The sequence below is a fragment of the Pseudoalteromonas sp. S8-8 genome, from assembly GCF_000497875.1.
Classification (GTDB): domain Bacteria; phylum Pseudomonadota; class Gammaproteobacteria; order Enterobacterales; family Alteromonadaceae; genus Pseudoalteromonas; species Pseudoalteromonas arctica.
The window spans coordinates 40421-66306 of record NZ_AUTR01000011.1 but is presented as its reverse complement, the minus strand read 5'-3'; the positions used below and the strand labels follow the sequence as shown (position 1 = coordinate 66306).

25 protein-coding genes are annotated in these 25886 nt (G+C 40.5%); 17 read left to right on the top strand and 8 right to left on the bottom strand.

The features are described from left to right. Window positions 1–2 precede the first annotated feature (2 nt). From L659_RS0102925 to L659_RS0102910, 4 genes are all read left to right on the top strand, one after another. On the top strand, window positions 3–743 hold the full coding sequence (locus L659_RS0102925) for a 2,3,4,5-tetrahydropyridine-2,6-dicarboxylate N-succinyltransferase (RefSeq protein WP_007376223.1): 741 nt from the start codon (window positions 3–5) through the stop codon (window positions 741–743). Continuing rightward, window positions 743–1948, top strand: coding sequence for a PLP-dependent decarboxylase (locus tag L659_RS0102920; RefSeq protein ID WP_024589541.1), 1206 nt, complete (start codon window positions 743–745; stop codon window positions 1946–1948). The genes L659_RS0102925 and L659_RS0102920 overlap by 1 nt, the downstream gene beginning before the upstream one ends. Window positions 1949–1953: 5 nt before the next feature. Then, window positions 1954–3075 carry a succinylglutamate desuccinylase/aspartoacylase family protein gene (locus tag L659_RS0102915; RefSeq protein WP_024589540.1) on the top strand — a complete coding sequence of 374 codons (1122 nt, stop codon included), beginning with the start codon at window positions 1954–1956 and terminating at the stop codon, window positions 3073–3075. A gap of 215 nt (window positions 3076–3290) precedes the next feature. Then, window positions 3291–4325 carry a phospholipase A gene (locus tag L659_RS0102910; RefSeq protein ID WP_002958796.1) on the top strand — a complete coding sequence of 345 codons (1035 nt, stop codon included), beginning with the start codon at window positions 3291–3293 and terminating at the stop codon, window positions 4323–4325. 72 nt (window positions 4326–4397) lie between these two features. On the opposite strand, the gene L659_RS0102905 is transcribed toward L659_RS0102910, so the two are convergent. Continuing rightward, window positions 4398–5291, bottom strand: a complete 894-nt coding sequence (locus tag L659_RS0102905; protein WP_024589539.1) for a bifunctional GNAT family N-acetyltransferase/hotdog fold thioesterase — start codon at window positions 5289–5291, stop codon at window positions 4398–4400. A gap of 247 nt (window positions 5292–5538) precedes the next feature. Between L659_RS0102905 and L659_RS0102895 the strand changes: the two genes are divergently transcribed. Further along, window positions 5539–6252: a spermidine synthase gene (locus tag L659_RS0102895; RefSeq protein ID WP_024589538.1), complete on the top strand. Its 714-nt coding sequence runs from the start codon at window positions 5539–5541 to the stop codon at window positions 6250–6252. Here L659_RS0102895 and dtd read toward each other — a convergent pair. Then, entirely contained in the window at window positions 6241–6678 is a 438-nt protein-coding gene (gene dtd, locus L659_RS0102890) for a D-aminoacyl-tRNA deacylase (protein WP_024589537.1), read from the bottom strand. The genes L659_RS0102895 and dtd overlap by 12 nt on opposite strands. Then, a complete protein-coding gene (locus L659_RS0102885) occupies window positions 6679–7584 on the bottom strand; it encodes a virulence factor BrkB family protein (RefSeq protein WP_024589536.1) in 906 nt (301 codons plus the stop codon). A gap of 87 nt (window positions 7585–7671) precedes the next feature. Between L659_RS0102885 and L659_RS0102880 the strand changes: the two genes are divergently transcribed. From L659_RS0102880 to L659_RS0102870, 3 genes are all read left to right on the top strand, one after another. Beyond that, window positions 7672–8328, top strand: a complete 657-nt coding sequence (locus tag L659_RS0102880) for a DUF2959 domain-containing protein (RefSeq protein WP_007582161.1) — start codon at window positions 7672–7674, stop codon at window positions 8326–8328. 74 nt (window positions 8329–8402) lie between these two features. Further along, window positions 8403–9482, top strand: coding sequence for an MBL fold metallo-hydrolase (locus L659_RS0102875; protein WP_024589535.1), 1080 nt, complete (start codon window positions 8403–8405; stop codon window positions 9480–9482). Window positions 9483–9549: 67 nt separating this feature from the next. Beyond that, window positions 9550–10278: a CBM9 family sugar-binding protein gene (locus tag L659_RS0102870; protein WP_024589534.1), complete on the top strand. Its 729-nt coding sequence runs from the start codon at window positions 9550–9552 to the stop codon at window positions 10276–10278. Between the two features lie 369 nt (window positions 10279–10647). Here L659_RS0102870 and typA read toward each other — a convergent pair whose 3' ends face one another. Continuing rightward, window positions 10648–12471: a translational GTPase TypA gene (gene typA / locus L659_RS0102865; protein WP_024589533.1), complete on the bottom strand. Its 1824-nt coding sequence runs from the start codon at window positions 12469–12471 to the stop codon at window positions 10648–10650. 507 nt (window positions 12472–12978) lie between these two features. On the opposite strand from typA, the gene glnA reads away from it, so the two are divergent. The 5 genes from glnA to L659_RS0102840 all read left to right on the top strand — a co-directional run bounded on the left by glnA (window position 12979) and on the right by L659_RS0102840 (window position 18061). Then, window positions 12979–14385, top strand: a complete 1407-nt coding sequence (glnA, locus tag L659_RS0102860; protein WP_024589532.1) for a glutamate--ammonia ligase — start codon at window positions 12979–12981, stop codon at window positions 14383–14385. Window positions 14386–14498: 113 nt separating this feature from the next. Further along, window positions 14499–15020, top strand: coding sequence for a DUF4124 domain-containing protein (locus L659_RS0102855; protein WP_024589531.1), 522 nt, complete (start codon window positions 14499–14501; stop codon window positions 15018–15020). Window positions 15021–15102: 82 nt separating this feature from the next. After that, complete coding sequence (gene glnL / locus L659_RS0102850) at window positions 15103–16173, top strand: nitrogen regulation protein NR(II) (RefSeq protein WP_007582173.1); 1071 nt, start codon at window positions 15103–15105, stop codon at window positions 16171–16173. 14 nt (window positions 16174–16187) lie between these two features. Further along, window positions 16188–17573 carry a nitrogen regulation protein NR(I) gene (gene ntrC, locus L659_RS0102845; protein WP_007582175.1) on the top strand — a complete coding sequence of 462 codons (1386 nt, stop codon included), beginning with the start codon at window positions 16188–16190 and terminating at the stop codon, window positions 17571–17573. Window positions 17574–17602: 29 nt separating this feature from the next. Continuing rightward, window positions 17603–18061: a cyclic nucleotide-binding domain-containing protein gene (locus L659_RS0102840; RefSeq protein ID WP_010554789.1), complete on the top strand. Its 459-nt coding sequence runs from the start codon at window positions 17603–17605 to the stop codon at window positions 18059–18061. 1 nt (window position 18062) lies between these two features. Here L659_RS0102840 and L659_RS0102835 read toward each other — a convergent pair whose 3' ends face one another. Both L659_RS0102835 and L659_RS0102830 read right to left on the bottom strand, forming a co-directional pair. Beyond that, entirely contained in the window at window positions 18063–18728 is a 666-nt protein-coding gene (locus L659_RS0102835) for a hypothetical protein (protein WP_024589530.1), read from the bottom strand. A gap of 55 nt (window positions 18729–18783) precedes the next feature. Continuing rightward, window positions 18784–19071 (bottom strand): hypothetical protein, encoded by a 288-nt coding sequence (locus L659_RS0102830; RefSeq protein WP_007582180.1) that lies wholly within the window; start codon window positions 19069–19071, stop codon window positions 18784–18786. 245 nt (window positions 19072–19316) lie between these two features. Here L659_RS0102830 and L659_RS0102825 point away from each other — a divergent pair, with 245 nt between their 5' ends. The 4 genes from L659_RS0102825 (at window position 19317) to L659_RS0102810 (ending at window position 23835) form a co-directional block, all read left to right on the top strand. Then, entirely contained in the window at window positions 19317–19700 is a 384-nt protein-coding gene (locus L659_RS0102825) for an RNA-binding S4 domain-containing protein (protein WP_010554787.1), read from the top strand. A 101-nt stretch (window positions 19701–19801) separates the two neighbouring features. Then, window positions 19802–20230 (top strand): hypothetical protein, encoded by a 429-nt coding sequence (locus L659_RS0102820; RefSeq protein ID WP_024589529.1) that lies wholly within the window; start codon window positions 19802–19804, stop codon window positions 20228–20230. Between the two features lie 202 nt (window positions 20231–20432). Further along, window positions 20433–23177 (top strand): aconitate hydratase AcnA, encoded by a 2745-nt coding sequence (acnA, locus tag L659_RS0102815; RefSeq protein WP_024589528.1) that lies wholly within the window; start codon window positions 20433–20435, stop codon window positions 23175–23177. 403 nt (window positions 23178–23580) lie between these two features. After that, a complete protein-coding gene (locus L659_RS0102810) occupies window positions 23581–23835 on the top strand; it encodes a hypothetical protein (RefSeq protein ID WP_024589527.1) in 255 nt (84 codons plus the stop codon). On the opposite strand, the gene L659_RS0102805 is transcribed toward L659_RS0102810, so the two are convergent. Both L659_RS0102805 and L659_RS0102800 read right to left on the bottom strand, forming a co-directional pair. Further along, window positions 23836–24384 carry a DUF4124 domain-containing protein gene (locus L659_RS0102805; protein WP_024589526.1) on the bottom strand — a complete coding sequence of 183 codons (549 nt, stop codon included), beginning with the start codon at window positions 24382–24384 and terminating at the stop codon, window positions 23836–23838. A 116-nt stretch (window positions 24385–24500) separates the two neighbouring features. Beyond that, window positions 24501–25811, bottom strand: coding sequence for an IS4 family transposase (locus L659_RS0102800; protein ID WP_024589525.1), 1311 nt, complete (start codon window positions 25809–25811; stop codon window positions 24501–24503). Window positions 25812–25886: the final 75 nt, after the last annotated feature.

Below are 25886 nucleotides of genomic sequence, written 5' to 3'. Positions count from 1 at the left end.
TAATGAGCTGGTTAGAACTATTAAATAATTTAGAATCGGGCGCAGTACGCGCAGCATCACAAAACGAAAGCGGCCAATGGCAAGCTAATGTAGAAGTAAAACAAGGCATTTTGGATGCCTTCAAAAATGGCACTAATACTGAGTTTGCAGGTGGTTTTGTTGATAAACATAACTTAGCTCCGCAAGAATTTAGTACTGACGATGGCGTTCGTATGGTACCAGGTGGCTCTAGTGTTCGCCGTGGTGCTTATGTGGCTAAAGGCACGATTATTATGCCACCAGCGTATGTAAACATCGGTGCATATATCGACGAAGGCACAATGGTAGATAGCCACGCATTAGTTGGCTCGTGTGCACAAGTAGGTAAAAACGTACATTTAAGTGCTGCAGTTCAGCTTGGTGGTGTACTTGAGCCAATCGGTGCAAGCCCAGTAGTTGTAGAAGACGACGCCTTTATTGGCGCTGGCTGTATTATTGTTGAAGGCGTAGTTATTAAAAAAGGTGCAGTACTTGCCCCAGGCGTGCGTTTATCAGCAACTATTCCGGTATACGACTGCGTAAACGAGCGCCAACTAGATAAAGGCGAGCCAATCCCAGAATACGCGATTGTAATACCAGGCTCTCGCCCTGCGTCAAACGAGTGGGCGCGCGAGCAAGGCCTAAGCATGTCGTGTGCGTTAATTGTTAAATACCGCGACGAAAAAAGTGATGCATCGTTATTGCTTGAAGAGGTTTTACGATAATGAGCTTTTTGAGCACGCCTATCAAAACCGCTGTAAATACGATTACACAACAACTTGATACACCTTTTTTTGTTTACGACCTAGATCAACTAAACGCGCATCTTGCACGTTTAGTTGCGCAAACCGATGTAAAACTGTGGTACGCGGTAAAAGCAAATCCACTGTCTAAAATTATTCAAAGCTTAGACAGCGCTGGCTTTAATTTTGACGTAGCAAGTAAAGGTGAGCTTGAGCAAGTGCTAGCACAAGGTATTAGCTCACAGCGCGTGCTCAACACAGGGCCTGCAAAAAGCCCTAAACAAATTAAACACTTTATTGAGCGCGGAGTACGTATATTCGTAGCCGAAAGCCTCAATCAAGTACGTTGGTTAAACCAACAAGCGCAGCTGCAAAATACGCAGTTACAAGTATTACTGCGAGTGCAATTACGCTGGCCTGAGGGTGAAAAAAACCCACTGGGCGGCGACAGCCTTACGCCGTTTGGTTTGGGTTGTGATGAGTGGCAAGCACTCAATGTAACCGACTACCCTGCACTTAAGTTTGACGGCTTACATATTTTTCAGTGGGGAAACATGCTTAGCACACAAAAGCTAAGCGAATTGTGGTCACAAATGATTGCACCACTTAGTCAACTTGCCGGCGATTTAAATATTAGCCTTAAAATTCTCGATTTAGGTGGCGGTTTAGGTATTCCTTATACACAAAATGAAGCAACACTTGATTGGGATGACTTAATTGCTGCGCTCGCTAAAATTAAAAATGATGCGGGTGTAGAAGAGCTATGGATGGAACTTGGCCGCTATGCCGTTGGCGAATGCGGTCATTACGCAAACCCAGTAATAGAGCGCAAACAAAACTATAATCAACAGCAAGTCATTTTAAGCGGCGGTATAAATCACTTATTACGCCCTGCTGTTACCAGCCAAGACTTTCCTGCTGCATTACTGCGTGAATCCAGTGCTAAAACTCAAGCGGTCACTTTATACGGCCCACTTTGTACAGCGCTTGATTGCTTGGGTGAACATAACCTGCCAAGCGATTTAAATGAGCGCGACTGGCTAGTGTTTAGCCAATGCGGTGCTTACGGCTTTACCGAAAGTATGCCGTATTTTTTATGCCACGAGCTCGCCGCTGAGTACACATTGCAAAACGGTGAACTTACCTGTGTTCGCCAAGCCGAAAATGCCAGCCACTACTTAAGGTAATAAGCATGAGTAATACAACACACATCAGCCAAGAGAACATTGTAGTAGGGGAAGTTGCAAACGGCTTACCGCTTACAATTCCGGTGTATCGTTTAAAAGGCGATGGCACAGGGCCTAGTGTTTATGTTCAGGCCAATATGCATGGCGCTGAAGTGCAAGGTAACGCAGTTATTTTTCAGCTACTTGAGCAATTAAAACACCTAAACCTTAATGGCGATATTACATTAGTACCTTATGCTAACCCAATTGGTTGTAATCAAAAATCTGGCGAGTTTACCCTTGGCAGGTTCGATCCGATTACGGGCACTAATTGGAATCGCATGTATCACTACAATAAAAATTTAGTGGCACAGTTTGCACAAAATCATACTCAGTATGATGACGCCACATTAAAAAGTAACTTCAAACAGGCGCTTATTGAAGAAGTAGACAACAAACTTAACGGCCCTGCTTATTTACTTAATACGGGTAAACGCATTGCGCTTAACCTACAAAAGCTTGCTCATCAAGCTGATATAGTACTCGATTTACACACAGGTCCTATTTCAAGCAAACATTTGTACTGCCCAACCTATGCAACCGACAGCGCACGTTACTTTAATATTGAACATGTACTGCTTATTCCTAGTGATTTTGACGGTGCAATGGATGAAGCTAACTTTTGCCCATGGTGGCATTTAAGTGATGCACTTAGTGGGCAAGGTCGCGAATTATCAATACCTGTAGAAGCATTTACTGTAGAGCTAGGCAGCCAAGAAAAAATAGACTTAAAAGAAGCACTAAACGATGCTAACAGCATTTTAAGTTACTTAAATCACAAAGGCGTACTGCAAAACGCGCCGCATACGCCAGCTAATATCACTCGCTATGCATGTAATTTAAATGACTACTTTGCTTATTACGCCCCTATTGGCGGCATGGTTGAATACATAGCCCCGCTTGGCGGACACATTAAAGCCGGTGAGCCTATTGCCAATATTTTGCGAATGGAGCGCTACTTAAGCGAGCAACCACTGCAAACACTTACTCTCGATTGCGATGCAATTGCCATTTTGCACTTTGCCTCAGCGAGTGTTAACCAAGGCACCGAGCTTTATAAGTTTTTTACTAACGTATTTGAGCTTTAGCTCACCCTTCTCATTGCGTGAGAGCGCATTAACCAAAATAGTTAATGTGCATTAAAAAAGCGGCTTAGGCCGCTTTTTTTCTGATCTATATTTACTTTGTATACGTAGTGAACTTGTTATAAATACAAATTCAGTAAAAGTTCACCGTTACATATGTAAAAAGACGTTATAATTAAATTAACGCATACAACAACCCAAACTCACAAGGAATTACAATGAGCTGGCGCCACTGGATCACACTTTCTGCCTTAATAAGTACAGCTACCTTCGCACAAGAAGAAGTTGCTACAAATGAGCAAGACAACGACATCGAACTTGTAAAGCAGTGTATTTTAAATGAGGTAATTGGCGGAGATGGTAAACAAACATTAGACGATCTTCGTAAAAAGTGTTCAGCTCTTGAAGAAAACAAACAACTTACCGCGCTTGATAAACGCCAAGCTCGTGAAGAAGTTGGTAAAAAAAATAGAAATGTAATTACTCCACATAAGCGTAACTATATTTTACCTCTTTCGTACGTATCACACCCAAACGATCGCCCATTTGATGGCTTTGATGCACTAACCGACGATAACGACGGTGAACCGCTCGACAACTTAGAAGCAAAATACCAGCTATCGATAAAAGTGCCTCTTTACGATGATTTTTCGGATAAAGACCAAGCCATATTTTTTGGCTTTACACTGCAATCATATTGGCAGATTTATAACTCAGAAATTTCTTCTCCATTTCGTGAAACCAACTACGAACCAGAGATATTTTGGATAAATTACCTCGACCCAGAAAACGTATTATGGGGCGACGAAATGGCAATCGCATTAGGTATTTCGCATCAATCAAATGGTCGAAGCCAACCAAACTCACGTTCGTGGAACCGTATTTATGCAGACTTTATCTGGGAAAACAGAGGCTTTGTTTTTAGCTTTAAACCTTGGTACCGAATAGCTGAGGACGAAAAAGAAGATATTTTAGAAGCCAATGGCGACGACAACCCAGACATATATAAATACATGGGTTACTTTGAGTTTAGCGGCGCGTATCGTTTTCATGACCATGAATTTAGCTTTATGACACGTAACAACTTAAATTCAGATAATCGTGGTGCAATTCAACTCGACTGGTCGTTTCCTTTATGGGGCCGCGTTCGTGGTTATGCACAATACTTTAACGGTTATGGCGAAAGCTTAATTGATTACAATGCGGATGTAGAACGTATTGGTGTAGGTATATTATTAACCGATCTGCTGTAATACTTCCCTAAGTTTTACGCACAAAAAAGCCAAGCATCGCTTGGCTTTTTTGTGTTTTGAACAGCTAAACAGTTATTTTTTTACTACAAACTGCCCTTCAAATTCTGCAACCACGTTATCACCATCGTAAATAGTTACAGGCACTACGTAACTTGCTTTACCATCGGTTTCTAAATCGCTTAACTTGCCCTTACAGGTTTGTATATCAACACAACCACGTGGGTCGGTAGTAAGCGGCTTTAAGTACTTAATGTTAGCATCGGCTAATACAATATTACCCTCAAGCCCAGCTTCTTTAAGTGCTAAGTACGTAGCGCCCCAACCTGTTAGCGTGGCCAAGCTATAAATAGAGCCTGCAAACATGGTGTTATGTAGGTTTAAGTTAGCGTCTAGGTCGGCGCTGGTTGTAAATTGCCAATCGGTATAGCTTTCTACCTTAATACCCATCGCGTCACTAATTGGAATAGACTCACGCCACGTATTTTGTAGTACTTGCGTCCAATTTGGATGACGGAACCAGCCTGGCTCACACGGTTTTTGCTTTACCATTTTAAAGTGTTGTACATCGCCATACGCTAAGTGCGCTTTTTCTTTTAATTCGTAACCGTGGCGTTTATAAAACTCAAGCGCACGTTCGCGTGCAAACAAAACCAGTTCATCGGCATTTTGTGTCCATGCTATTTTTTCAAGCTCATGAAGCAAACGACTACCAATATGCTGATTACGGTTCCCCTCTGCAACTGCCATGTAGCGCACTTGTGCTTGCTCATGACTGTTAAAGTGCAAACGTGCTACACCTAGCACTTCGCCTTCTTTATTTTTTATAAAGCGGTGCTCAGAGTCTTGTTCCATATCGTCTTGTTCAGAGCCTCGAGGCTCGCCCCAAGGCGCGCGTAATACCTGCCAACGCAATTGGTAATACGCTTGCCAATCTTCGCTACTTTGTGGGGTGCTTACCTGAAACATACATACTCCTGTTGTTATATAAGCCGTAAATAAAAGTCAAAAGAAGGCTACGGCGCTATACTAATAGTATTGGTTATCTACCAAGCTAAAAAAATAAAATAATTAAATTGATTGGCATTATTATGGCAAATACCATACTCCATCTTAAAAAAACTGCAAATACGACTTTGGTGATGGCTGTAAAATAACGTAAAAAAATAATGGCAAAGGCCATTGCGCTTTAACGTTGCTAGTTTATGCTGAGGATATGACTGAAAAAATCAATTATATAAATTCACTGACGGGTTTGCTGAGCGATCAATTTATTGAAAATAGCCACAGCATTGGTCAGTTAATCTATTGGCATAAATGCAGTGGCGATCACATTCAAGTACGTGAGCACGAGCAGTTACGCTGGTTACTTATTAACGACACTCTTCAATCTGTTATTGATTCAAATAGCCCGGATTCATTACTTTTTCCACACTTATTGTACCTAGATAAGCACTGGCAGACTCTTAAGCCGCCACAAAAAGTGTTAGAACTCGGCCTTGGCGGCGGTGCAATTCGTAATTATTTACAACACAAATACCCTAAAGCACAAATAACATCGGTTGAAAAAAACGCCGATATTATTGATTGCTATACCCAGTTTTTTTCGTCAAATAAAAATGAGCAACTGCTGTGCGCCGATGCGCAACAGGTTTTAAAAAGTGTGCAAAATATTGATTGGATTATTTTAGATTTGTTTAGCCAGATAGATGCGCCTCGATTTTTATTTGAAGAGGCATTTTATAAAAAAATCTACTCAGCTTTAAATAACGACGGCGTGCTATTTATTAACTTTTTATCGCAGCATGAGTCGCAATTAAAACAACTTCAGCAGCTATTACTCGATGTATTTGGTTGTAACGTCAGCCCGCAAAAAATTACGGGCTATGTAAATCATATTGTCGTGGTAACCAAAAACTTAAACAGATAAGTTAAACGTAACGGGCCCATCGTTACACAAGCTTACTTGCATATCGGCACCAAACTCACCTGTGGCTATTGTAAGCCCCAACTCTTTAGCTTGAGCTACAAAGTATTCGTAAAGCTCGTTAGCTTGGCTTGGCGTTGCCGCAGATGAAAAACTAGGGCGCATACCCTTTTTAGTATCAGCCGCTAGCGTAAATTGCGAAACAACAAGTAACTCACCTTTAATATCTTTAAGGCTTAAGTTCATTTTGTCGTTTTCGTCAGTAAAAATACGATAATTACTTACCTTGTGTAAAAGCTTATCGGCCGTTTGTTTGTCATCGTGTTTTTCAACGCCCAGCAACAATAATATACCTTGGCTAATTTCACCTACTACTTGGTTGTTAATTTCTACTTTGGCATGCTTTACACGTTGTATTAAACCTTGCATTTAAACTGTGTCCTTTATTGCTGGTTCATCATCTTCTAGTTCAAGCTCTGGTGTTTCTGGTACATCATTTGGACTAATACACGCAGTAAATTCAGCGCCAAGCAAAACAACTACCCACGACAAATACACCCATACAAACAAAATAGGAATGGTTGCTACTGCGCCGTAAATAACTTCGTATGACGGAAAATGGCTAATATAAAGTGCAAACCCTTTTTTAGTCAGCTCAAATAAAAGTGCCGCAAAAAAAGCGCCAGGTATTGCCGCCCTAAACGACACCCGCGTATTAGGCACTAAGGTGTAGAGCATAATAAAGCCCACCATCGAAATTCCATACGGCAATAACTTTAACAAAAACCCGCTAAACCCAGGAATCCCCTGATCAGCAAAAGACACCAAAGATACAATATAAGAGGTAACACCAATACTGGCACCGAGCAACATAGGCCCTAAGCTCAAAACCATCCAGTACACAGCAAATGAGATCATCATTGGGCGCTTTTTCTTTATGCGCCAAATTCGGTTCAATGTGGCATCTACATTACGTATTAACAGCAAGGCTATTGCAGCTAAAAAGCCAATACCTACTGCCGTCATTTGATTAGCGTTACCGGCAAAGGAGCTAATATGCTCTCTAATAACATCGGTAGAGGTAGGTACAAAATTAGTAAACAAAAAGCTCTCAATTTCCATGCGAGTAGATTCAAAGCCCGGAAAAGCTGAAAATATAGCAACACCCACCGCAATTAATGGCACTAAAGAAAGAAGGGTTACGTAAGCAAGGTAACCTGCATTAACCGTTATTTGATCGTCTATACACCGATTAAAATACTGCATCCACCAACCAGGTTGCTGGCGTATAAAGGACTTAACTTGCTGTTTGTAATGTGAGAGCTTATCATTCATACAATTGACTTGTGCTTATATAGTTTTGATTATAATAACAATCAGCGCCATAATTTACAGCACTAACGCTCGTAAACAGGAATTCAAATGAAAAAACAAACATTACTCAGTGTTTCAATGCTTGTAGTAACACTTACTTTAACTGGCTGCCAATCAGCTTATTATTCTGCGATGGAAAAAGTGGGTGTTCACAAACGCGATATTCTTATTGACCGCGTAGAAGAAACCAAAGACTCGCAGCAAGAGTCACAAGAAGAATTTAAATCGGCACTAGAGCGCTTAACTACTCTAATCGATTTTAATGGTGGCGAACTACAAGACACTTACAATCAACTAAACGATGATTACGAGTCGAGCTTAAATGCCGCTAACGAAGTATCAACTAACATCAATAAAGTAGAAGACGTGGCAGAAGCGCTATTTGATGAGTGGGCCGATGAGTTAGAGCAGTACAAAAGTGCATCACTTAAGCGTGAAAGCAGCAAAAAGCTAACTGCGACTAAGCGTCAATTTGATCAGCTATTACGCTCAATGCGCAGCGCAGAGAGTAAAATGGAGCCAGTATTAACCTCGCTTCATGATAACGTTTTATACCTAAAGCATAACTTAAATGCACAAGCGGTATCGGCTATTAAAGGTGAATTCACTAACCTTAAGCGCGATATTCAATTGTTGATGAACGACATGAACAAATCGATTGCCGATTCAAACAAATTTATTGAACAAATGAATAGCGCTGGCTAATCATTTGTTACTTTAACAAGCCTGCTTAATTGCAGGCTTTTTTATGTTAAAGGGAATGCTAAAAGGGATTTACAATGAAACGCTTTTTAATCGCAACAATGCTCTTATGTATATTAACGGCCTGCGGTGCACCTAATAATATTAATCGTATTACCAGCTCTGACTCAGTTGTTGTTATTAATGATAAGAGCGGTCGTTATAAAAATTTATACACAGGTGAAAAAACATATCCCACTACCTGTACTGAAAACTGCTACCCAGCCCACCCAGACTTACTATGCAAAACCGGCAGCGAAAACTGCCAGTACCAAGGCCAGCAAACTAAACCACAGCTTAGCACCGGCTATACCGTACGCTGGCTTGGTCACGCTAGTTTTGTAATTAACACCCCAAATGGTCAAAGTGTGCTGTTTGATCCAGTAAAAAATCAGTTTGATTCTCCAGTTGCACTTGGCTTTAAACTCGGCGGTGGTATTTATCGTAAAGCAGGCGCTTGGCCTAGTGAACAAGAACTGGAAAATATTGATGCTGTAATGTATTCGCATATTCATTACGATCACTTTAATAAAGCCGACATACAAAGCATTGGCAATAAACCTCGCTATTTAACACCACTCGGTATGGCCGACAACTTCCCCACCGGCGGTTTTAATATTAGCGAAATGCCGTGGTACTCAACAACCAACATTGACGACTTAGTTATTAATGCCGTGCCAGCTCATCATTTTAGCGCTCGCGTATTGGTGCCCTTTATTTACGAAGATAATAATAAAGACGCGTGGAATGGCTGGCTGCTTGAACAAAACGGCAGTACCTTATTTTTTGCAGGCGATACGGGCTACTCAAAACACTTTAAAGATATACAGCAAAAATATGGCGATATAGATGTGTGCTTAATACCAATCGCATCTTACTACAGTAAAGAAAGTGGCAAATTTTACCGCTACGTTCACACTACACCAGAGGATGCGCTCAACGCAGCACAAGAACTTAACTGCAAAGTAATGATACCGTGGGGATACGGTAACTCAAGTTGGAAAATGGGCGACCATACTAGCCACTCTGCCTTGCTGCGCTTATTGCATATGTACAATAAAATGGATTCAAAAGTACCGCTGTATATTTTAAACGAAGGCGAAAGTATTTCACTATAACTATTTACTTAGCTGTTTTAAGATTGTTATTACATTAAGACAAATCCACAATAAAATTGAGAAATTAATGAAAAAATTAGCACTCGCCTTAAGCTTTTTATTAAGCACGCCTGCAATGGCCATTGATGTTGAACATACATCAACTCCAATTACTATTGATGGCCTATCAGAAAGTGCGTGGGATAAAGCCGCTTGGCACGATATGCCTTATTTAATGGATGGCACACTGCCATCAAACGATGCCGACTTTAAAGGGCGTTATCGCTTACTGTGGGATCAAAACTATTTATACCTACAAGCCGATATTGTGGATGACGTTTTAATAGATACACACGCCGATCCAACGTATAAATATTGGGATGACGATGCGCTTGAAGTATTTATTGATAGCGATGCATCAGGCGGAAATCATCAATTTAATCACACCGCTTTGGCATACCATATTGGCCTTGATAACCAAGCCGCCGATTACGGACCTGATAAAAAAGCCCATTTGTATACCGACCACCTAGTCAGTAACTGGAAGCGCAACACCACTGCGCCTTTTAACATTACCTGGGAAGTAGCAATAAAGCTCTACCCTAATGATTATAAAGAAGGTGCTAAAAACACCCCAATTACACTTAGCGAAAAACAAGTAATTGGCTTTATGTTAGCGTATTGCGATAACGATGGCAGTGACGTGCGCGAGCACTTTATGGGCTCACACGAAGTACAGCCAGTAAATGGCGACAGAAACCGTGGATTTATAGATGCCGACGTATTTGGCAAAATCACCCTACTCCCTAAAAAGTAAGTAACTACCAATAAAATAATTGAACACGTATGTTGGGTTGAGCGAAGCGAAACCCAACGCAAAAAAATCCCACCAACAAACACTGATACTTTGCATTATGGCTGTTTCAGCTCTCTCTTTCTCTTCTCATTCCCTTCTCCTTGTGCAAAAGATCTTTAAGTAAATTATTCACAAAGAGGTTAAGAGGCGCTGCGCTTTTAGAGGTAAATATATTATGGAAATTTCATCACAAAACAGTAGCTATGTAATTTTGAGCTAAATACTGTCAGCTGACGACTTATAGCCTACAGCTCTTGTTTTCAAAACACAAAAAAGCCGCTGTATTTTTCAATACAGCGGCTTTTAAAATCATAATTCTAAATTAATAGATTATGCTTTAGGTCCACGACCTGCACGTTTACGTTCGTTTTCTGTAAGGTAACGCTTACGAATACGAATGTTTAGTGGAGTTACTTCAACTAGCTCGTCATCATCGATGAACTCAAGCGCTTGCTCAAGTGAGTAGTTAAGGTGTGGAGAAAGCGTTTGCGCTTCATCAGTACCAGATGCACGTACGTTAGTTAACTGCTTGCCTTTAAGGGCGTTAACTGTAAGGTCGTTATCACGGTTATGAATACCGATAACCATACCTTCGTATACTTCAACACCGTGACCGATGAATAAACGGCCGCGTTCTTGTAAGTTGAATAATGCGTTAGTAAGTGCTTTACCAGTTGCATTTGCAATCATTACGCCGTTCTTACGAACACCGATGTCGCCACCTTTGTGAGGACCGTAATGATCGAACGTATGGTACATAAGACCAGAACCCGAAGTAAGCGTCATGAAATCAGTTTGGAAACCAATTAAACCACGGCTAGGGATCATGAAATCTAAACGCATACGGCCTTTGCCATCTGGAGTCATGTTAGTAAGCTCACCTTTACGTAGGCCAACTTGTTCCATAACAGAACCCTGATGCTCGTCTTGACAGTCAATAGTAACTGTTTCAAACGGTTCTTCTAGAACGCCATCTACAGTACGTAAGATAACTTCCGGACGAGAAACTGAAAGCTCGTAACCTTCACGACGCATGTTCTCGATTAAGATACCTAGGTGTAATTCACCACGACCAGAAACACGGAAGCTATCTGGGCTACCAGTATCTTCAACGCGAAGTGCTACGTTGTGTACTAATTCTTTGTCTAAACGTTCACGGATATTACGTGACGTTACAAACTTACCTTCTTTACCACAGAAAGGTGAGTTATTTACAGAGAATGTCATTGTTACAGTTGGCTCATCAACACTTAGTGGTGGTAATGCTTCAACGTTTCCTGGGAAACAAACTGTATCAGAAATCTTAAGCTCACCAATACCTGTTACAGTTACGATGTTACCAGCGTAAGCTCTATCAGTTTCGATACGTTCAAGACCTAGGTAGCTTTGTACTGCGCCAATTTTACCATTACGTGTAGTGCCATCAGCACTGATAATAGTAACTTGTTGGTTAGGAGCAACAGAACCACGTTTAATACGACCAATACCAACTACACCAACATAAGAGTTGTAATCTAGTTGAGAAATTTGCATTTGGAAGTCACCTTCAGGATCTGCATCCGGTGGTGATACTTCGTCAACGATCATCTTGAACATAGGTTCCATGTTGTCTGATGGCTCGTCTAAATCTAGTGTTGCCCAGCCGTTGATAGCTGAAGCGTAGATTACTTTAAAATCTAACTGTTCGTCAGTTGCGCCAAGGTTGTCAAATAAATCAAAGATTTGATCCATAACCCAATCAGGACGTGAACCTGGCTTATCAATTTTATTGATAACTACGATTGGCTTTAAGCCTTGCGCGAATGCCTTTTGCGTAACGAAACGCGTTTGTGGCATTGGACCTTCTTGAGCATCAACAAGTAATAATACTGAGTCAGCCATCGAAAGTACGCGTTCAACTTCACCACCGAAATCGGCGTGTCCCGGAGTATCTACGATATTGATATGGTAGTCGTTCCAAGAGATGGCTGTGTTTTTAGCCAAAATGGTAATACCACGTTCTTTCTCAATGTCGTTTGAGTCCATCACGCGCTCTTCGTTACCGCCGCGTGTTTCTAATGTACCTGATTGCTCAAGTAGTTTGTCAACCAGAGTTGTTTTACCGTGGTCAACGTGCGCGATAATCGCTATATTTCTTAACTTTTCGATGCTCATATATTTACTCAGAGAAATTAAATTCTCAATGATCCTGCAAGATCTACGCACTCATCCACGCTTTCGCGAGATGTCCCAGCATAGGATTTAAAAGGGCGCATATTATCCCTCATTAATGACATGGATGAAAGTTTATCCAATACATATTTTAAAACTTTCTCAATACTTTTACTAAGTATCTGTTTTATATATGACAATTATATGAATTAAATTTCAATATTTTTTTGAAAAACAGTCTTTTTGACTATTTTTCCGATCTTTTTGTTACTCTTTTGCATTTAGGTTATGCTAATTTCAGCTGATTAAATTAACAACAAATTACGCTCTGTAAATTTTGCACTAAAATGGAATATTTACGCACCAATATGGTGCGTTTGTATATTCCATTTTGATGCAATGATATTTTTTTAATTTATAAACAGCCAGTTACAATAATGGCACAAAATCAGCTTAGTAAATACCAAAGCAATTATGCAGCAATAACAAAACCCAATAGTTGGAGGACACATGTCACAATCGGTTTTAGATTTTATTAAAGAAAATGACGTCAAGTTCATTGATTTACGCTTTACTGACACTAAGGGTAAAGAACAACATGTATCGATCCCTCATCACCAAGTTGATGAAGATTTTTTCGAAGACGGTAAAATGTTCGACGGTTCTTCAATTGCAGGCTGGAAAGGCATAAACGAATCAGACATGGTATTAATGCCAGTTCCTGAGTCAATCAAACTAGACCCTTTCACTGAAGAAGCGACATTAATTTTACGTTGTGACGTAGTAGAGCCTTCTACACTACAAGGCTATGAGCGCGACCCGCGTTCTGTTGCTAAGCGCGCTGAAGATTACATGAAATCTACAGGCATTGCAGACACTGTTTTATTTGGCCCTGAGCCAGAATTTTTCGTATTTGACGATGTTAAATACAAATCAGATATGTCTGGATCTATGTACAAAATTGATTCTAAGCAAGCTGCTTGGAACTCAGATAAAGAATATGCAGATGGCAACACTGGTCATCGTCCAGGTGTTAAAGGCGGTTACTTCCCAGTTGCTCCAGTTGATGACTTCCAAGATTGGCGTTCAGCTACGTGTCTAGTTCTAGAAGAAATGGGCCAAGTAGTAGAAGCACATCACCACGAAGTAGCAACAGCAGGTCAAAACGAAATCGCTACTCGCTTTAATACAATGGTATTAAAAGCGGATGAAATTCAAGAAATGAAATATGTTATCCATAACATGGCTCACTTATACGGTAAAACAGCAACGTTTATGCCTAAGCCAGTTGTTGGTGATAACGGTTCTGGTATGCATTGTCACCAGTCACTTGCTAAAGATGGTGTAAACCTTTTTGCTGGTGATAAGTACGGCGGTCTTTCTGAAGATGCACTTTACTACATTGGCGGCATCATCAAGCATGCTAAAGCAATTAACGCTTTTGCAAATGCGTCTACTAACTCGTACAAACGTTTAGTACCAGGTTTTGAAGCACCAGTTATGCTTGCATACTCTGCACGTAACCGTTCTGCATCAATCCGTATCCCAGTGGTTCCATCTGAAAAAGGTCGTCGTATTGAAGTACGCTTCCCGGATCCAACTGCTAACCCATACCTTGCTTTCTCAGCAATGCTTATGGCTGGCCTTGATGGTATCAAAAACAAGATCCATCCTGGCGATGCTATGGATAAAGATTTATACGACTTACCAGCTGAAGAAGCAGCAGAAATTCCAACTGTTGCAGCATCACTTGACGAAGCACTATCTGCACTTAGCGCAGACCGTGAATTCTTAACTCAAGGTGGCGTATTCACTGATGACTTAATCGATGCTTACATCGAACTTAAGTCTAAAGAAGTTGAAAAGCTTAACATGACAACTCATCCAGTTGAGTTTGAAATGTACTACAGCTGTTAATTAAGCTGTAAAAAATATGTGTGTTCTCAAGCCCGCTTTGCGGGCTTTTTTAATGGTAAAATTAGTCAATCTCCACTAAAGTTAAGTTACCGATAAAAATGCAGGGCTGCAGAGTGAATAACAAGATTTTATTACTATTAATTACTTTAGGATTAAGTAATTATGGTTATGCCGGTGAAACAAAAATATACGCTTGGAAAGATAAAAATGGCGTATTAGTGTTCTCAGACACCCCTCATAAAGGGGCCCAAGAGGTAAAACTCACCAGCCAAGATCTTAATATGCCTGCAACAAATACTGACATTTTTGACGAGCAACCTCAGCCTCAACAAGCGGCCTTTAGTATTGCTATTTCCTCACCTGATCATAACCAGACTATTCGTGAAAATACCGGCACTGTTTATGTAACTAGCCGAATAAAACCACGCTTTGAAACGGGTTTTACTATACAACTTTTTATTGATGGTAAAGCACACGGCCCAGCCAGTGACAGCTCAACCTTTGCAATTAGAGATGTAGAACGTGGTCAGCACACACTACAATTAAAGCTTTTTAATAGTAAAAACCAAGTTATTGCTACAAGCGAACCCTGCATATTTTTTATGCACCGAAAAGGGCTAAACCTAGGTAACTAAATTGGGGCATTACTAAACGTGCAGCAGTGTATTTAACCATATAACTTGCTTGCAAACATCCACGCACTAAAATGGTGCAGCTATGATTAATAATAAAAACTTTAGCCCTGAGCTACTCGATGCCATTTGGCAAAATCAAACAACCGCTATCATGCTACTTGATAAAAACTTCACCGTTGTATATGCCAACACCAGTACCAGCGAGCTGCTTGGCCTTGGTAATAAGCGCTTGTTAGAACAACCGTTTGATAGCCTTTTTAACTACCATTCAATCGATTTACAGCGTATAGAACAATACTCATTAGTTGAAGGCGTAGATTGCCAGCAGCATAGAGCTGACGTGGTTTTTAGCGATTCTCGTCATGCAAAAGTAGCCGTAAGTACACGACAAATTAAGTTTAATGGCTCGCTTTATATTTTATTTGAGTGGCGCCAAACCGATGACGAAATTAAGCACGACCAAGCGTCTAATCAAATGCATCAATATCAAGCTGCCCGAAACCTAATTAGAGGCTTAGCTCACGAAATTAAAAATCCTTTAGGTGGAATTCGCGGAGCGGCGCAGTTATTGCAGTATGAGGTTGATCAACAAGAAAGAGATCAATGTGCTGAGCTCATCATTGAGCAAGCCGACCGATTACGCGAACTAGTAGATAGGCTTTTGGGACCCAATCAACTTCCGCAAAAATCGTATGGCAATATACATCAATCACTTGAATCAGTTGCAAGGCTAAGTACGTTAGATAATTGTTCTAACATTAGCTTAGTTAAAGATTACGACCCAAGTATTCCTGATGTATACATTGATCAAGGCAAAATTCAGCAAGTGGTATTAAACATTGTTCGAAATGCCCAACAGGCGCTTGTAGATGGCGGTGAAATAACAATAAAAACCCGCATTAATCATCAGCATCGTCGCCCAGGTAAAGCACCTAAAAAAGCCTTGTTGATCCAAATATCTGATAACGGACCAGGTATTGATCCCAGTGTACGCGAAACACTGTTCTACCCTATGATCACCAATAAAGAAGGTGGCTCTGGGTTAGGACTCTCAATAGCGCAAACACTGATAGATCAACATGATGGCTATATAGAATGTGATAGCTGGCCTGGACATACTGAATTTAATATCTATCTGCCCTTTGCAGATTAATGTTTGGAGTTTGCATGAAAACAGTTTGGCTTGTAGATGATGATGCTTCTATTCGATTTGTACTTGAAAAAGCACTAACCCGTGCAGGGTTTAACACAGAGAGCTTTGCTAATGCGCAAGATGTACTAAGCGCCCTAAAGTTTAGCCAACCTACTGTTTTAGTTTCTGACGTACGAATGCCTGGTATGGATGGTATGGCGTTGCTTGAACTTATTGCAGAGCAAAACCCTGGGCTGCCGGTTATTATAATGACTGCGCACTCAGATTTAGACTCAGCTGTAAATGCATTCCAAAAAGGTGCTTTTGAATACCTCGCTAAGCCGTTTGATTTAAACGAAGCAGTGGCGCTAGTCGAAAGCGCATGCAGAGCAAACTCCACTAAAAAAACTAAACGCAAGCAAGCTCCACCAAAAAGTGCCCACATAATTGGTGAAGCGCCCGCAATGCAAGAAGTGTTTAGAGCGATAGGTAAACTATCGGCCTCTAGCATGAGCGTATTAATAAATGGCGAATCTGGAACAGGTAAAGAACTTGTCGCCAGTGCGCTGCACAATCATAGCCCACGTAAAGAAAATCAATTTATTGCACTTAACATGGCAGCCATTCCAAAAGAGCTTGTTGAGTCAGAGTTATTTGGCCACGAAAAAGGCGCATTTACGGGCGCCGACAGCGTGCGTAAAGGCCGCTTTGAGCAAGCCAATGGCGGCACACTATTTTTAGATGAAATTGGTGATATGCCACTTGATGTACAAACACGTTTATTACGCGTTCTTGCCGATGGTGAGTTTTATCGCGTTGGTGGCCATCAAAGTATAAAAGTAGATGTGCGTATTATTGCGGCTACGCACCAAAACCTTGAAGATTTAGTTAAACAGGGCAAGTTTAGGGATGATTTATTCCATCGTCTTAATGTTGTGCGCCTACGTTTACCTGCTCTTCGAGAGCGTACTGAAGATATAGAAAGCTTATCGCAACACTTTTTACATAAAAGCGCTAAAGAGCTACAAGTAGAAAGCAAAGTGCTGAGCCCTAAGGCAACTGAGCAATTACGCTTATTTAATTGGCCAGGCAATGTACGCCAATTAGAAAACACCTGTCGCTGGCTTACTGTAATGGCACCGGGTGAGCTTGTAAGCGAGCAAGACTTACCTCCAGAGATTCTGGATGCTTCGCCAACCCAGGAAGAAGGTGATTGGCTAGATGCGTTTCAGCAATGGCTTAATCAAGAGCTTAAACAAGGCAAAGAAAATATTTGGCCTGACATTCAAGCCCAGCTAGAAACTCGCTTAATTAAAACCGCACTGGCTAATTGTTCTGGTCATAAGCAAGATGCTGCTATAAAAATTGGTTGGGGACGCAACACGTTGACCCGAAAATTAAAAGAGCGCAATATTAGCTGATTAAACGCTTTTAACACATTTGGTTATTGATGAAGCTAATCGAACATATTCCTTTGTTTAAACAAATGGAAATTATAAACAGGCTGCACTTTTTTAAAGAATTTACGCTCAGCGAGCGCCAAGTCTTATTAGAGTCGTTCGGCCTGTTGTATTTAGTAAGCCAGCATCAATTTTTATTTAAGCAATACGATAACGACAAACGTTTGTACATTGTACTTAGCGGCGCGTTATTAGTATTTAAACATAATCATTTGCTAGAACTTGGCACTATAGAGCCCGGTGAATTTATAGGTGAAGGTGCCTTTATAAATAACCGAGAGCGTAGTACTAGTGCTCGCGCTAAAACCGACAGTATAGTCCTCGCTATTACCCCTGAAGCACTCACCCGCTTACCTAATGTTATCCGCGAAAAAATTAAAGACCGAATTATAGAAGGTATGAGTCTGCGCATTGCCAAACTAAGCGAGCATATAGAAACTCACGGTTAGTTCAGTCCATATAAATAATTTGTAGTGAGCAATCAAGCCAGCTGGGGTTATTAACGTGAGCTGTAAACCTGTAAGTATCAGATGGTTTGGCGCCAAAGGGCGTATTTATAAGTGGTTGTGAGTGACTGTATGTTTGCGAATAATTTTTGTAATAAATGACAACGTAACCGTATAAAAACTCCCAACCTAACCTTACAACAGCGCCACTGGGTAAGGTAAAGTCAGCATATTTATCTGTAAATGTGACGAGTAAATCATTGTACTTGTCTTCGCTGCATTGAGTTGTTCGTAACTTTTTAGGCATAACAAAGGTTGTACCCGCCACTGCATTTTTTAGATAAAAGCCTATATTGCCATCACCATAAAAATGATTTGAACGCGTTGTATAGTTAACTTGTGGCTCGTAACCTAGCCCCTGCATAATAGTAGCTAACTGCTCAGTCTCTTTTGGGTAAATTTTGTCACTTGATAAGAGTAATGTAGCCTCACCAAACTCTGATGGGATTGCCAGCGGTACATATTCATAAGGGAGCGATTGTGCTTTTAGCGCAGCATCGAGCTGATTGCTCTGTTCATCTTGCAAGTTTTCACTAAATACATACACGGTAGGTTGTTGGCACGCAGCTAATGGTAATGCCAACACACACATTAAAATTCCATTTTTCATAGTTACCCCTTTTGATTACGCTTGTAGTCTATTAAAGGTAACTATTTATAGCAATTTAATTTGTTTGGCTATCTAACCAAGCATCAACACTTTTTCGAGTATATAAAACTTCTTTAAATAAACGATGTCGTTCAAACTCGAGTTTTGTTTTTCTCGTGGCATCACCACTAACTAAACGGCTATGGGTATCATTGAACTTTGAAATTACAGAAAAACCGCGTTCATCTTGATCAGCTTGCTTTTTTACAGAATTAGCAAGGTGCTCTCTAACATCGTCAGCAGTTAACATACCTGAATTGTCTAATCCCATTAGCTCTTTTTTCATTGCTAATCTTACGCCCATTTCCTACTCCATTTAATGAAAACTATTTAATCCGCCAAAGTTTTAGCAATTAGCAGGCCATACGTAAAATTAACTGCTGCAAAGGTTACTCTTCAATTGCTTCAGTTTTTTTAAAGACAGATAAAATACATAAAAAATTTCATAACTATTTACGTATTACAATTAACGAAAGTCACTTGCTTTGGTGCAAAAGTAGCTGCAAGCCTTTATACTACAGCTTGTGCGTTACCCCACCGAGAGCAAATATGAACGAAGAATACATAGAAATAGAATTAGAAGAAGAGCCGATTGAGCTTTGTAAATTATTAAAAGTACTAAACTTAGTTGAAGGTGGCGGCCAAGCTAAAAACCTAATTACCGAAGGCTATGTGGGTGTTAACCATGAAATTTGTACAATAAAGCGGAAAAAATTATACAGTGGCGATGTATTAGAATTTGATGGCGAATTTTTTAAACTTGCGCTAAGTGAAGATGCAACCCCTGCAGAAAAACCTGCGGTACAAACTCAGGCAGAGTCAAAGCAAGCTGCACCACAACCAACAAATCAGCCAGCTAAAAGTAAGCGCAAGCGAACTAAAAAACCAAAAGTAGATGATAAAACAGGTCGTCGTCCTATTTCATTTGGTTAAGCATTTAAAAGCCCTCTTTTTATATAAAAAGGTCAACTTGTATAGTTGGCCTTTTTACTCTTTAATAACCTAGTTAATAATAATAAAAACAAGGTTATAAAATGTCTGTTAAAACACCTAAAAATTGGTTTAAGCCAGTTGTATGGGCGGCACTAATATGGAACTTACTTGGCGTTATTGCATTTGCTATGCACATGATGATGACACCCGAAATGATAGGTAAACTTCCACTAGATCAACAAACTGCCTACTCTAACATTCCTATTTGGTCAACCATTGCATTTGCTATAGCTGTATTTGGAAGCACTTTTGGTTGTCTGTTTTTACTTGCTAAAAACGCGCTGGCAACACCTACTTTTGCGCTATCGCTCGGCGCTATTTTAATTCAGCAATATTATAATTTTGTGGTCATAAACAGTATTGAGCTACTTGGCGCAAGTGCTGTATTTATGCCTATTTTTGTAATCATTATTGCCATTGCTTTACTTTGTTTGAGTATTAAAGGTAAGCAACAAGGTTGGTTACAATAATTAATAAGGGTCGAAATAACTTTTGACCCTACCTCTTTCAAATCATCTCTTGAAATTAAACTTTTCAGCATCATCTCTACTATATTAACTGTACAAAATTCATTCTCTAAACACGATTTTTTACACTGGTATGTACTTTGCAACTCGAACACTACAGAGGTCACTCTTCAAAATATTTTTCTAATTCATAAAGGGGCAAATAATGAATAATAGTTTCGATACCCAACATCAGCTCACAATAAATGGTGAGCAATATCATATTCATTCTCTAAAAGGACTTGGCGACAAAGCGAAACGATTGCCCTTTTCCTTAAAAGTATTACTTGAAAACCTTCTTCGTAACGAAGATGGCGCAAATATAAAAGAACAAGATATTCAAGCTCTCCTTAATTGGGACCCTCAAGCAAAGCCTGCATCTGAAGTTGCCTTTACTCCCGCCCGTGTTGTTATGCAAGATTTTACCGGCGTACCCGCTATTGTTGATTTAGCCGCGATGCGTGACGCAATGGAAAAACTAGGTGGAGATCCCGCAAAAATAAACCCGTTATCACCTGCTGAGCTTGTCATTGATCACTCGGTACAAGTAGATGGTTATGGTAACGATGGTGCTTTTGATTTAAATGCAAAACTAGAATACGACCGAAATAAAGAACGTTACGAATTTTTACGCTGGGGACAAACCGCTTTTGATAATTTAAAAGTAGTGCCACCAGCAACCGGTATTGTTCACCAAGTGAATTTAGAATACTTAGCACGCGTTGTTTTTAATGAAGAGCGCGATGGCAAAAAATTCGCTTACCCAGACACTCTCGTAGGTACCGACTCTCACACAACCATGATAAATGGCTTAGGTGTACTTGGTTGGGGTGTAGGCGGCATTGAAGCCGAAGCAGCTATGTTGGGTCAACCAATTAGTTTACTGATCCCACAAGTAGTGGGTATGAAGCTAAGCGGCCGCTTACCTGAAGGCACGACCGCAACCGATTTAGTATTAACAGTAACAGAGATACTGCGTAACCATGGCGTAGTGGGTAAATTTGTAGAGTTTTATGGTGACGGCCTTGCCGACTTACCACTTGCCGATAGAGCAACCATAGCGAATATGGCACCAGAATACGGCGCTACGTGTGGTATTTTCCCGATTGATGATGAAACCATTAACTACCTTCGCTTAACAAACCGCGACGAAAAGCAGCTAAAACTCATTGAGGATTACGCAAAACACCAAGGTTTATGGCGTAACGATGGCGACGAAGCTAGCTATACCGATACACTCGAGCTTAAATTGGGTGATGTTGTACCAAGCCTTGCAGGCCCTAAACGACCACAGGATAGAATTTCCCTAAACAAGGCTGGTGAAGTGATTAGCCAGCATTTAAAAAACTTTCAAGATGAACGTATGGCTCGTCGTGATAATAGCGATGAAGAACAAGCTCGTATCGAAGGCGAAGGTCCAACAACAAACCCAGATGAACCAGTTAATGAAGCGCAGTTTATGGGCGCCGCTAAAGTTAAATTTAAAGGACAAGAGTTTGAGCTAAACGATGGTGCTTGCGTTATTGCCGCGATTACCAGCTGTACTAATACTTCTAACCCAAGTGTAATTTTAGCTGCTGGTTTGGTTGCTAAAAAAGCAAAACAGTTAGGAATTAATGTAAAACCTTGGGTTAAAACATCACTTGCTCCAGGTTCTAAAGTAGTTACCGACTACCTAGAAAAAGCCGGCTTAATGGACGACTTAGAAAGCTTAGGCTTTAACTTAGTTGGCTATGGTTGTACTACCTGTATTGGTAACTCAGGCCCACTAGCGACTGAAATATCAGATGCGATTCAAAAGCATAAATTAGTGGTTAGCTCTATTTTATCGGGTAACCGTAACTTTGAAGGTCGTATTCACCAAGATGTTAAAATGAACTTTTTAGCATCCCCTCCGCTTGTTGTTGCTTACGCCATTGCGGGCAGAACCGATATTGACGTATACAACGAACCCCTGGCTCAAGATGCTAACGGTAACGATATTTACCTTAAAAATATTTGGCCGAGCGTTAAAGAAGTAAGTGACCTAGTTAAAGAAACAGTAACTAAAGAAATGTTCGAAAAAAGCTACGCTAACGTTTACGAAGGCGATAGCCGTTGGCAGCAAATTAAAATACCAGATGGCAAACTTTACGATTGGGATGACGCATCTACCTACATTAAAAAAGCACCATTTTTTGATGGTATGAAAGTAGAACCACCGGGTATTCCTACTATCGAAGGTGCACGTTGTTTAGCTAAGCTTGGGGATTCAGTAACCACTGACCATATTTCTCCTGCGGGCGCTATTAAAGCAGATGCACCAGCAGGTTTATACTTGCAAGAAAATGGCGTAGATAAAGCGCAGTTTAACTCGTACGGTTCACGCCGTGGTAATCACGAAGTAATGATGCGTGGCACGTTTGCTAATGTTCGTCTTAAAAACTTACTAGCACCAGGTACTGAAGGCGGCGTAACACGTACTCAGCCTGGCGATACGCTAGAGAGTATTTATGATGCAGCAATGGAGTATCAAAAAAATAATACGCCACTCATTATTTTAGCGGGTAAAGAGTACGGTACGGGTTCATCTCGTGACTGGGCGGCCAAAGGCTCACTTTTACTAGGCGTTAAAGCGGTTGTAGCACAAAGCTATGAGCGAATTCATCGCTCTAACTTAATTGGTATGGGTGTATTACCGCTGCAATTTAAAGAAGGTGAAAGCTACGAGTCTCATGGGTTAACAGGGCAAGAACAATTTGATATTGATGGCCTGTACGATAAAACCGATGAAGTAACCGTTATTGCTACAAATGCCGAAGGTAAAAAAGTAACCTTGAGTGCTGACGTACGTATTGATACCCCTAAAGAGTGGGATTACTACAAACACGGCGGTATTTTACAATATGTACTGCGTAATATGCTCGACTAACAAAGACAGTAGTTAATACATTTAAAAGCCCAGTTTAGTAATAAGCTGGGCTTTTTTATATGTGCTGTTTGTTGTCTTAAATCAATGCTAAGCATTTAAAGCGTGCCTACACTAGGGCCTGTTGACCTTTCAGGATTAAAATTTGTTCAACCTAGGGGCTATTTAATCGCGGCGTGAGGTTTGTAACCTAGTGGGCTAAGTAAAAACCGAGCAACAAAGAGTAAATAGCCCCTAGGCAGAACCCTTCGGGCAGCGCATGTTTGGCATTTATTCCACGTTATCGCCTATTCATGGGGAATAACCACACTACATAGGCTCTGCCTTGCCTAAATACCAAACACACTGCTGCAAATTTAACCTCGAAAGATAAACAGGCCCTAGGGCTACTCTTAGTGAGGTAACTATGTCGCAAACAATGATAATTAGGCTGCTTAAAACATCAATAGTGCTTGGGTTGTGCCTTATCGTGACTGGCCACACTTTAATTGTGTCGAGTTACTTTACTGTCGAGCATGGTATTAAAGGAATAATTATAGCGGCGGCATGCATTGCTGTAGGTGTACTGCTGTCGCTTCCCACTAAAATATATTTAACCGTATTATTGATGGAAGCCGAAAAACGTTATTTAAAAAACCATAAAAGCACTCACTCTAAATAATTAGAGTGCACTTAAATTATTAATTTCTTTATTACGTTTTTCTAGTTTGTCTTTTACATTTTCGGCGTCATTAAATAACTTTTTAACCGAGTCTGGGTTCAAAATACTGATCCCCTCTGGTGCAGCCGACATTGTATTTTTACTTGGAGTGGTATTTAAAATAGACGTGTCTTCTGCAGCAATAACAGTAATATCTTTAGGGTCGAGTTTTACTTCAATACTTTTTGCATGCGGGTTAGGTGTATCAGAAAAGTGCCATTGGCCTGTTTCATCTTGCCACTTAAAAATTTTGCTACTTGAGGTAGTACTTTCAGGGATTGGTTCATCAGAAATACTGCTCGCAATTTTATCGCCTGCTTGCTTAAAGCCCTGCACTGCTTGGTCCAAAGTATTGCTAGATAGCGCAACCATTTTTTCTTTAATTTGTTGAGATTCACTGCTAATTGATGATGCAGAAAGCCATGTTTGACCATCGGGCTTTTTTAAATAAAACAAAGAGATAACTGCAATAGCCATGATTGATATAGCTAAGTAGGTAAAGTATTTCATAGCGTTCCTGCTTTAATTAATCCTTTATTGCCCTGAGTCTAATAAAAAATACTTAATTAGGCAATTTTTTGTACCCTAATAAAAAAATAAAAACGCAGCAGAAGCTGTAATGCCGTTCACTTAAGGTGAGCGGCTTTTTTATTTCTAGCGTACCGCTGTGGTCTTGGCTTGACTGCACGAGGAAAACCCCGTTCCCTTCGAGGCTCTAGAATTAGGCTTTCTGCCATCGCATAAAAGTATTTTAATTGACGTGGTATGGCTCCAGGTGTTGAATAAGGTAATCCAACAAGCAACCTCATTATTTGAGCTAAACTACCATTGAAACTCAGTTGGTACGGTAAATAATCACCTTTTAATGTGTGGCACATTTTTACCATCTGATATCGCACCATATTATAAGTAAGCAACACTCCCCACAGCTCTTGCTTTACAAGCGCTGGTAAGCGACTTCTTAATGTTAATCGATTGCCCAGCATATATTGCTTTTGTTCCCGATAACCAAGCTCTATCTCCCAGCGGTGACTGTACAAATCGCCTATATCGGCTGACAGATATCGCATCGGATCTGTCATAGATGTCATCACACTATATGACTTCCCCTTTATTTTTCGAGTCACTAACCTCGCGATTAAGGTGTTAGGCAGCGTTGGCCACATCTTTCTTGCTCTTGGGTTGCTGCTAAGTTGGACTAATTTATCATTACGCCCTAATGTTTGAATAACTTCATATTGCACATTTTTTTTCAGGGGGATTAGCCAATGGCGTTCACTGCCAGTTGTTTGCCATTTATGTAAAAGCCCTAAAGAATAGAAACCTTTGCCGAATAAAGTGAGACTGTTATCGGGTGTGGTTTCTATAAGCTTTTCAGCCAGCACCATTTCATTGACCTTGTAATCATCAAAAGCACTCCCCGTGATTAGGTGGCTGCTTAGCTCCATTTGACACACCATTCTGACCTGTGGGTATTGTGTATTGGTCGGTTTTGTAAAGGCTTCATTGTTTTGGGGTGAGTCATCCGTACGCCAAACAACACCATCGACACCAAGCAAGGTAAGCCCATTCCAATGAGGATGATTAGCGCCATTATTCCAATGCCTTTGGGTGCATTCAAATAAGGCTTTCATGGCGGCTTCACCTAGGTTTTTACGACGCTGAGTTAAAGCACTTGGCGCAACAAATGGCTTACCATCGCGGTCAACAATGTCGAGCATATTAACGACATCGGCCATCGATTTGTCATTATAAATAACCATCCCGATCAACAACCAAGCCATCGATTCTAGGGTTAGTTTTCTTTTTCGTAGTGTAACGGTTTCGGTCAGTGCATAGGCTTCTTCGATAAGAGATAAAGGGAGTAAATCTGCGAGTGTTTCAACGTCATTAGGTTTGATGTTGTTAATAATATCGAGAGCATTAGAAAGTTGCATAAAAAAATCCGAATTCTACAAAAGAATTCGGATTCTTACATACCTAGAAGATCGTTCAAGTGCTATTAACTAATT

Bases quoted from the DNA above. Each gene is read 5' to 3' on its own strand.
- ntrC (WP_007582175.1), top strand. From the start codon at position 16,188: ATGAAAACAGTTTGGCTTGTAGATGATGATGCTTCTATTCGATTTGTA.
- L659_RS0102835 (WP_024589530.1), bottom strand. From the start codon at position 18,728: ATGAAAAATGGAATTTTAATGTGTGTGTTGGCATTACCATTAGCTGCG.
- glnL (WP_007582173.1), top strand. From the start codon at position 15,103: ATGATTAATAATAAAAACTTTAGCCCTGAGCTACTCGATGCCATTTGG.
- acnA (WP_024589528.1), top strand. From the start codon at position 20,433: ATGAATAATAGTTTCGATACCCAACATCAGCTCACAATAAATGGTGAG.
- L659_RS0102910 (WP_002958796.1), top strand. From the start codon at position 3,291: ATGAGCTGGCGCCACTGGATCACACTTTCTGCCTTAATAAGTACAGCT.
- L659_RS0102820 (WP_024589529.1), top strand. From the start codon at position 19,802: ATGTCTGTTAAAACACCTAAAAATTGGTTTAAGCCAGTTGTATGGGCG.
- L659_RS0102830 (WP_007582180.1), bottom strand. From the start codon at position 19,071: ATGGGCGTAAGATTAGCAATGAAAAAAGAGCTAATGGGATTAGACAAT.
- L659_RS0102875 (WP_024589535.1), top strand. From the start codon at position 8,403: ATGAAACGCTTTTTAATCGCAACAATGCTCTTATGTATATTAACGGCC.
- L659_RS0102885 (WP_024589536.1), bottom strand. From the start codon at position 7,584: ATGAATGATAAGCTCTCACATTACAAACAGCAAGTTAAGTCCTTTATA.
- dtd (WP_024589537.1), bottom strand. From the start codon at position 6,678: ATGCAAGGTTTAATACAACGTGTAAAGCATGCCAAAGTAGAAATTAAC.
- L659_RS0102920 (WP_024589541.1), top strand. From the start codon at position 743: ATGAGCTTTTTGAGCACGCCTATCAAAACCGCTGTAAATACGATTACA.
- L659_RS0102810 (WP_024589527.1), top strand. From the start codon at position 23,581: ATGTCGCAAACAATGATAATTAGGCTGCTTAAAACATCAATAGTGCTT.
- L659_RS0102870 (WP_024589534.1), top strand. From the start codon at position 9,550: ATGAAAAAATTAGCACTCGCCTTAAGCTTTTTATTAAGCACGCCTGCA.
- L659_RS0102800 (WP_024589525.1), bottom strand. From the start codon at position 25,811: ATGCAACTTTCTAATGCTCTCGATATTATTAACAACATCAAACCTAAT.
- L659_RS0102905 (WP_024589539.1), bottom strand. From the start codon at position 5,291: ATGTTTCAGGTAAGCACCCCACAAAGTAGCGAAGATTGGCAAGCGTAT.
- L659_RS0102925 (WP_007376223.1), top strand. From the start codon at position 3: ATGAGCTGGTTAGAACTATTAAATAATTTAGAATCGGGCGCAGTACGC.
- L659_RS0102880 (WP_007582161.1), top strand. From the start codon at position 7,672: ATGAAAAAACAAACATTACTCAGTGTTTCAATGCTTGTAGTAACACTT.
- L659_RS0102840 (WP_010554789.1), top strand. From the start codon at position 17,603: ATGAAGCTAATCGAACATATTCCTTTGTTTAAACAAATGGAAATTATA.
- L659_RS0102915 (WP_024589540.1), top strand. From the start codon at position 1,954: ATGAGTAATACAACACACATCAGCCAAGAGAACATTGTAGTAGGGGAA.
- L659_RS0102825 (WP_010554787.1), top strand. From the start codon at position 19,317: ATGAACGAAGAATACATAGAAATAGAATTAGAAGAAGAGCCGATTGAG.
- L659_RS0102805 (WP_024589526.1), bottom strand. From the start codon at position 24,384: ATGAAATACTTTACCTACTTAGCTATATCAATCATGGCTATTGCAGTT.
- L659_RS0102895 (WP_024589538.1), top strand. From the start codon at position 5,539: ATGACTGAAAAAATCAATTATATAAATTCACTGACGGGTTTGCTGAGC.
- glnA (WP_024589532.1), top strand. From the start codon at position 12,979: ATGTCACAATCGGTTTTAGATTTTATTAAAGAAAATGACGTCAAGTTC.
- typA (WP_024589533.1), bottom strand. From the start codon at position 12,471: ATGAGCATCGAAAAGTTAAGAAATATAGCGATTATCGCGCACGTTGAC.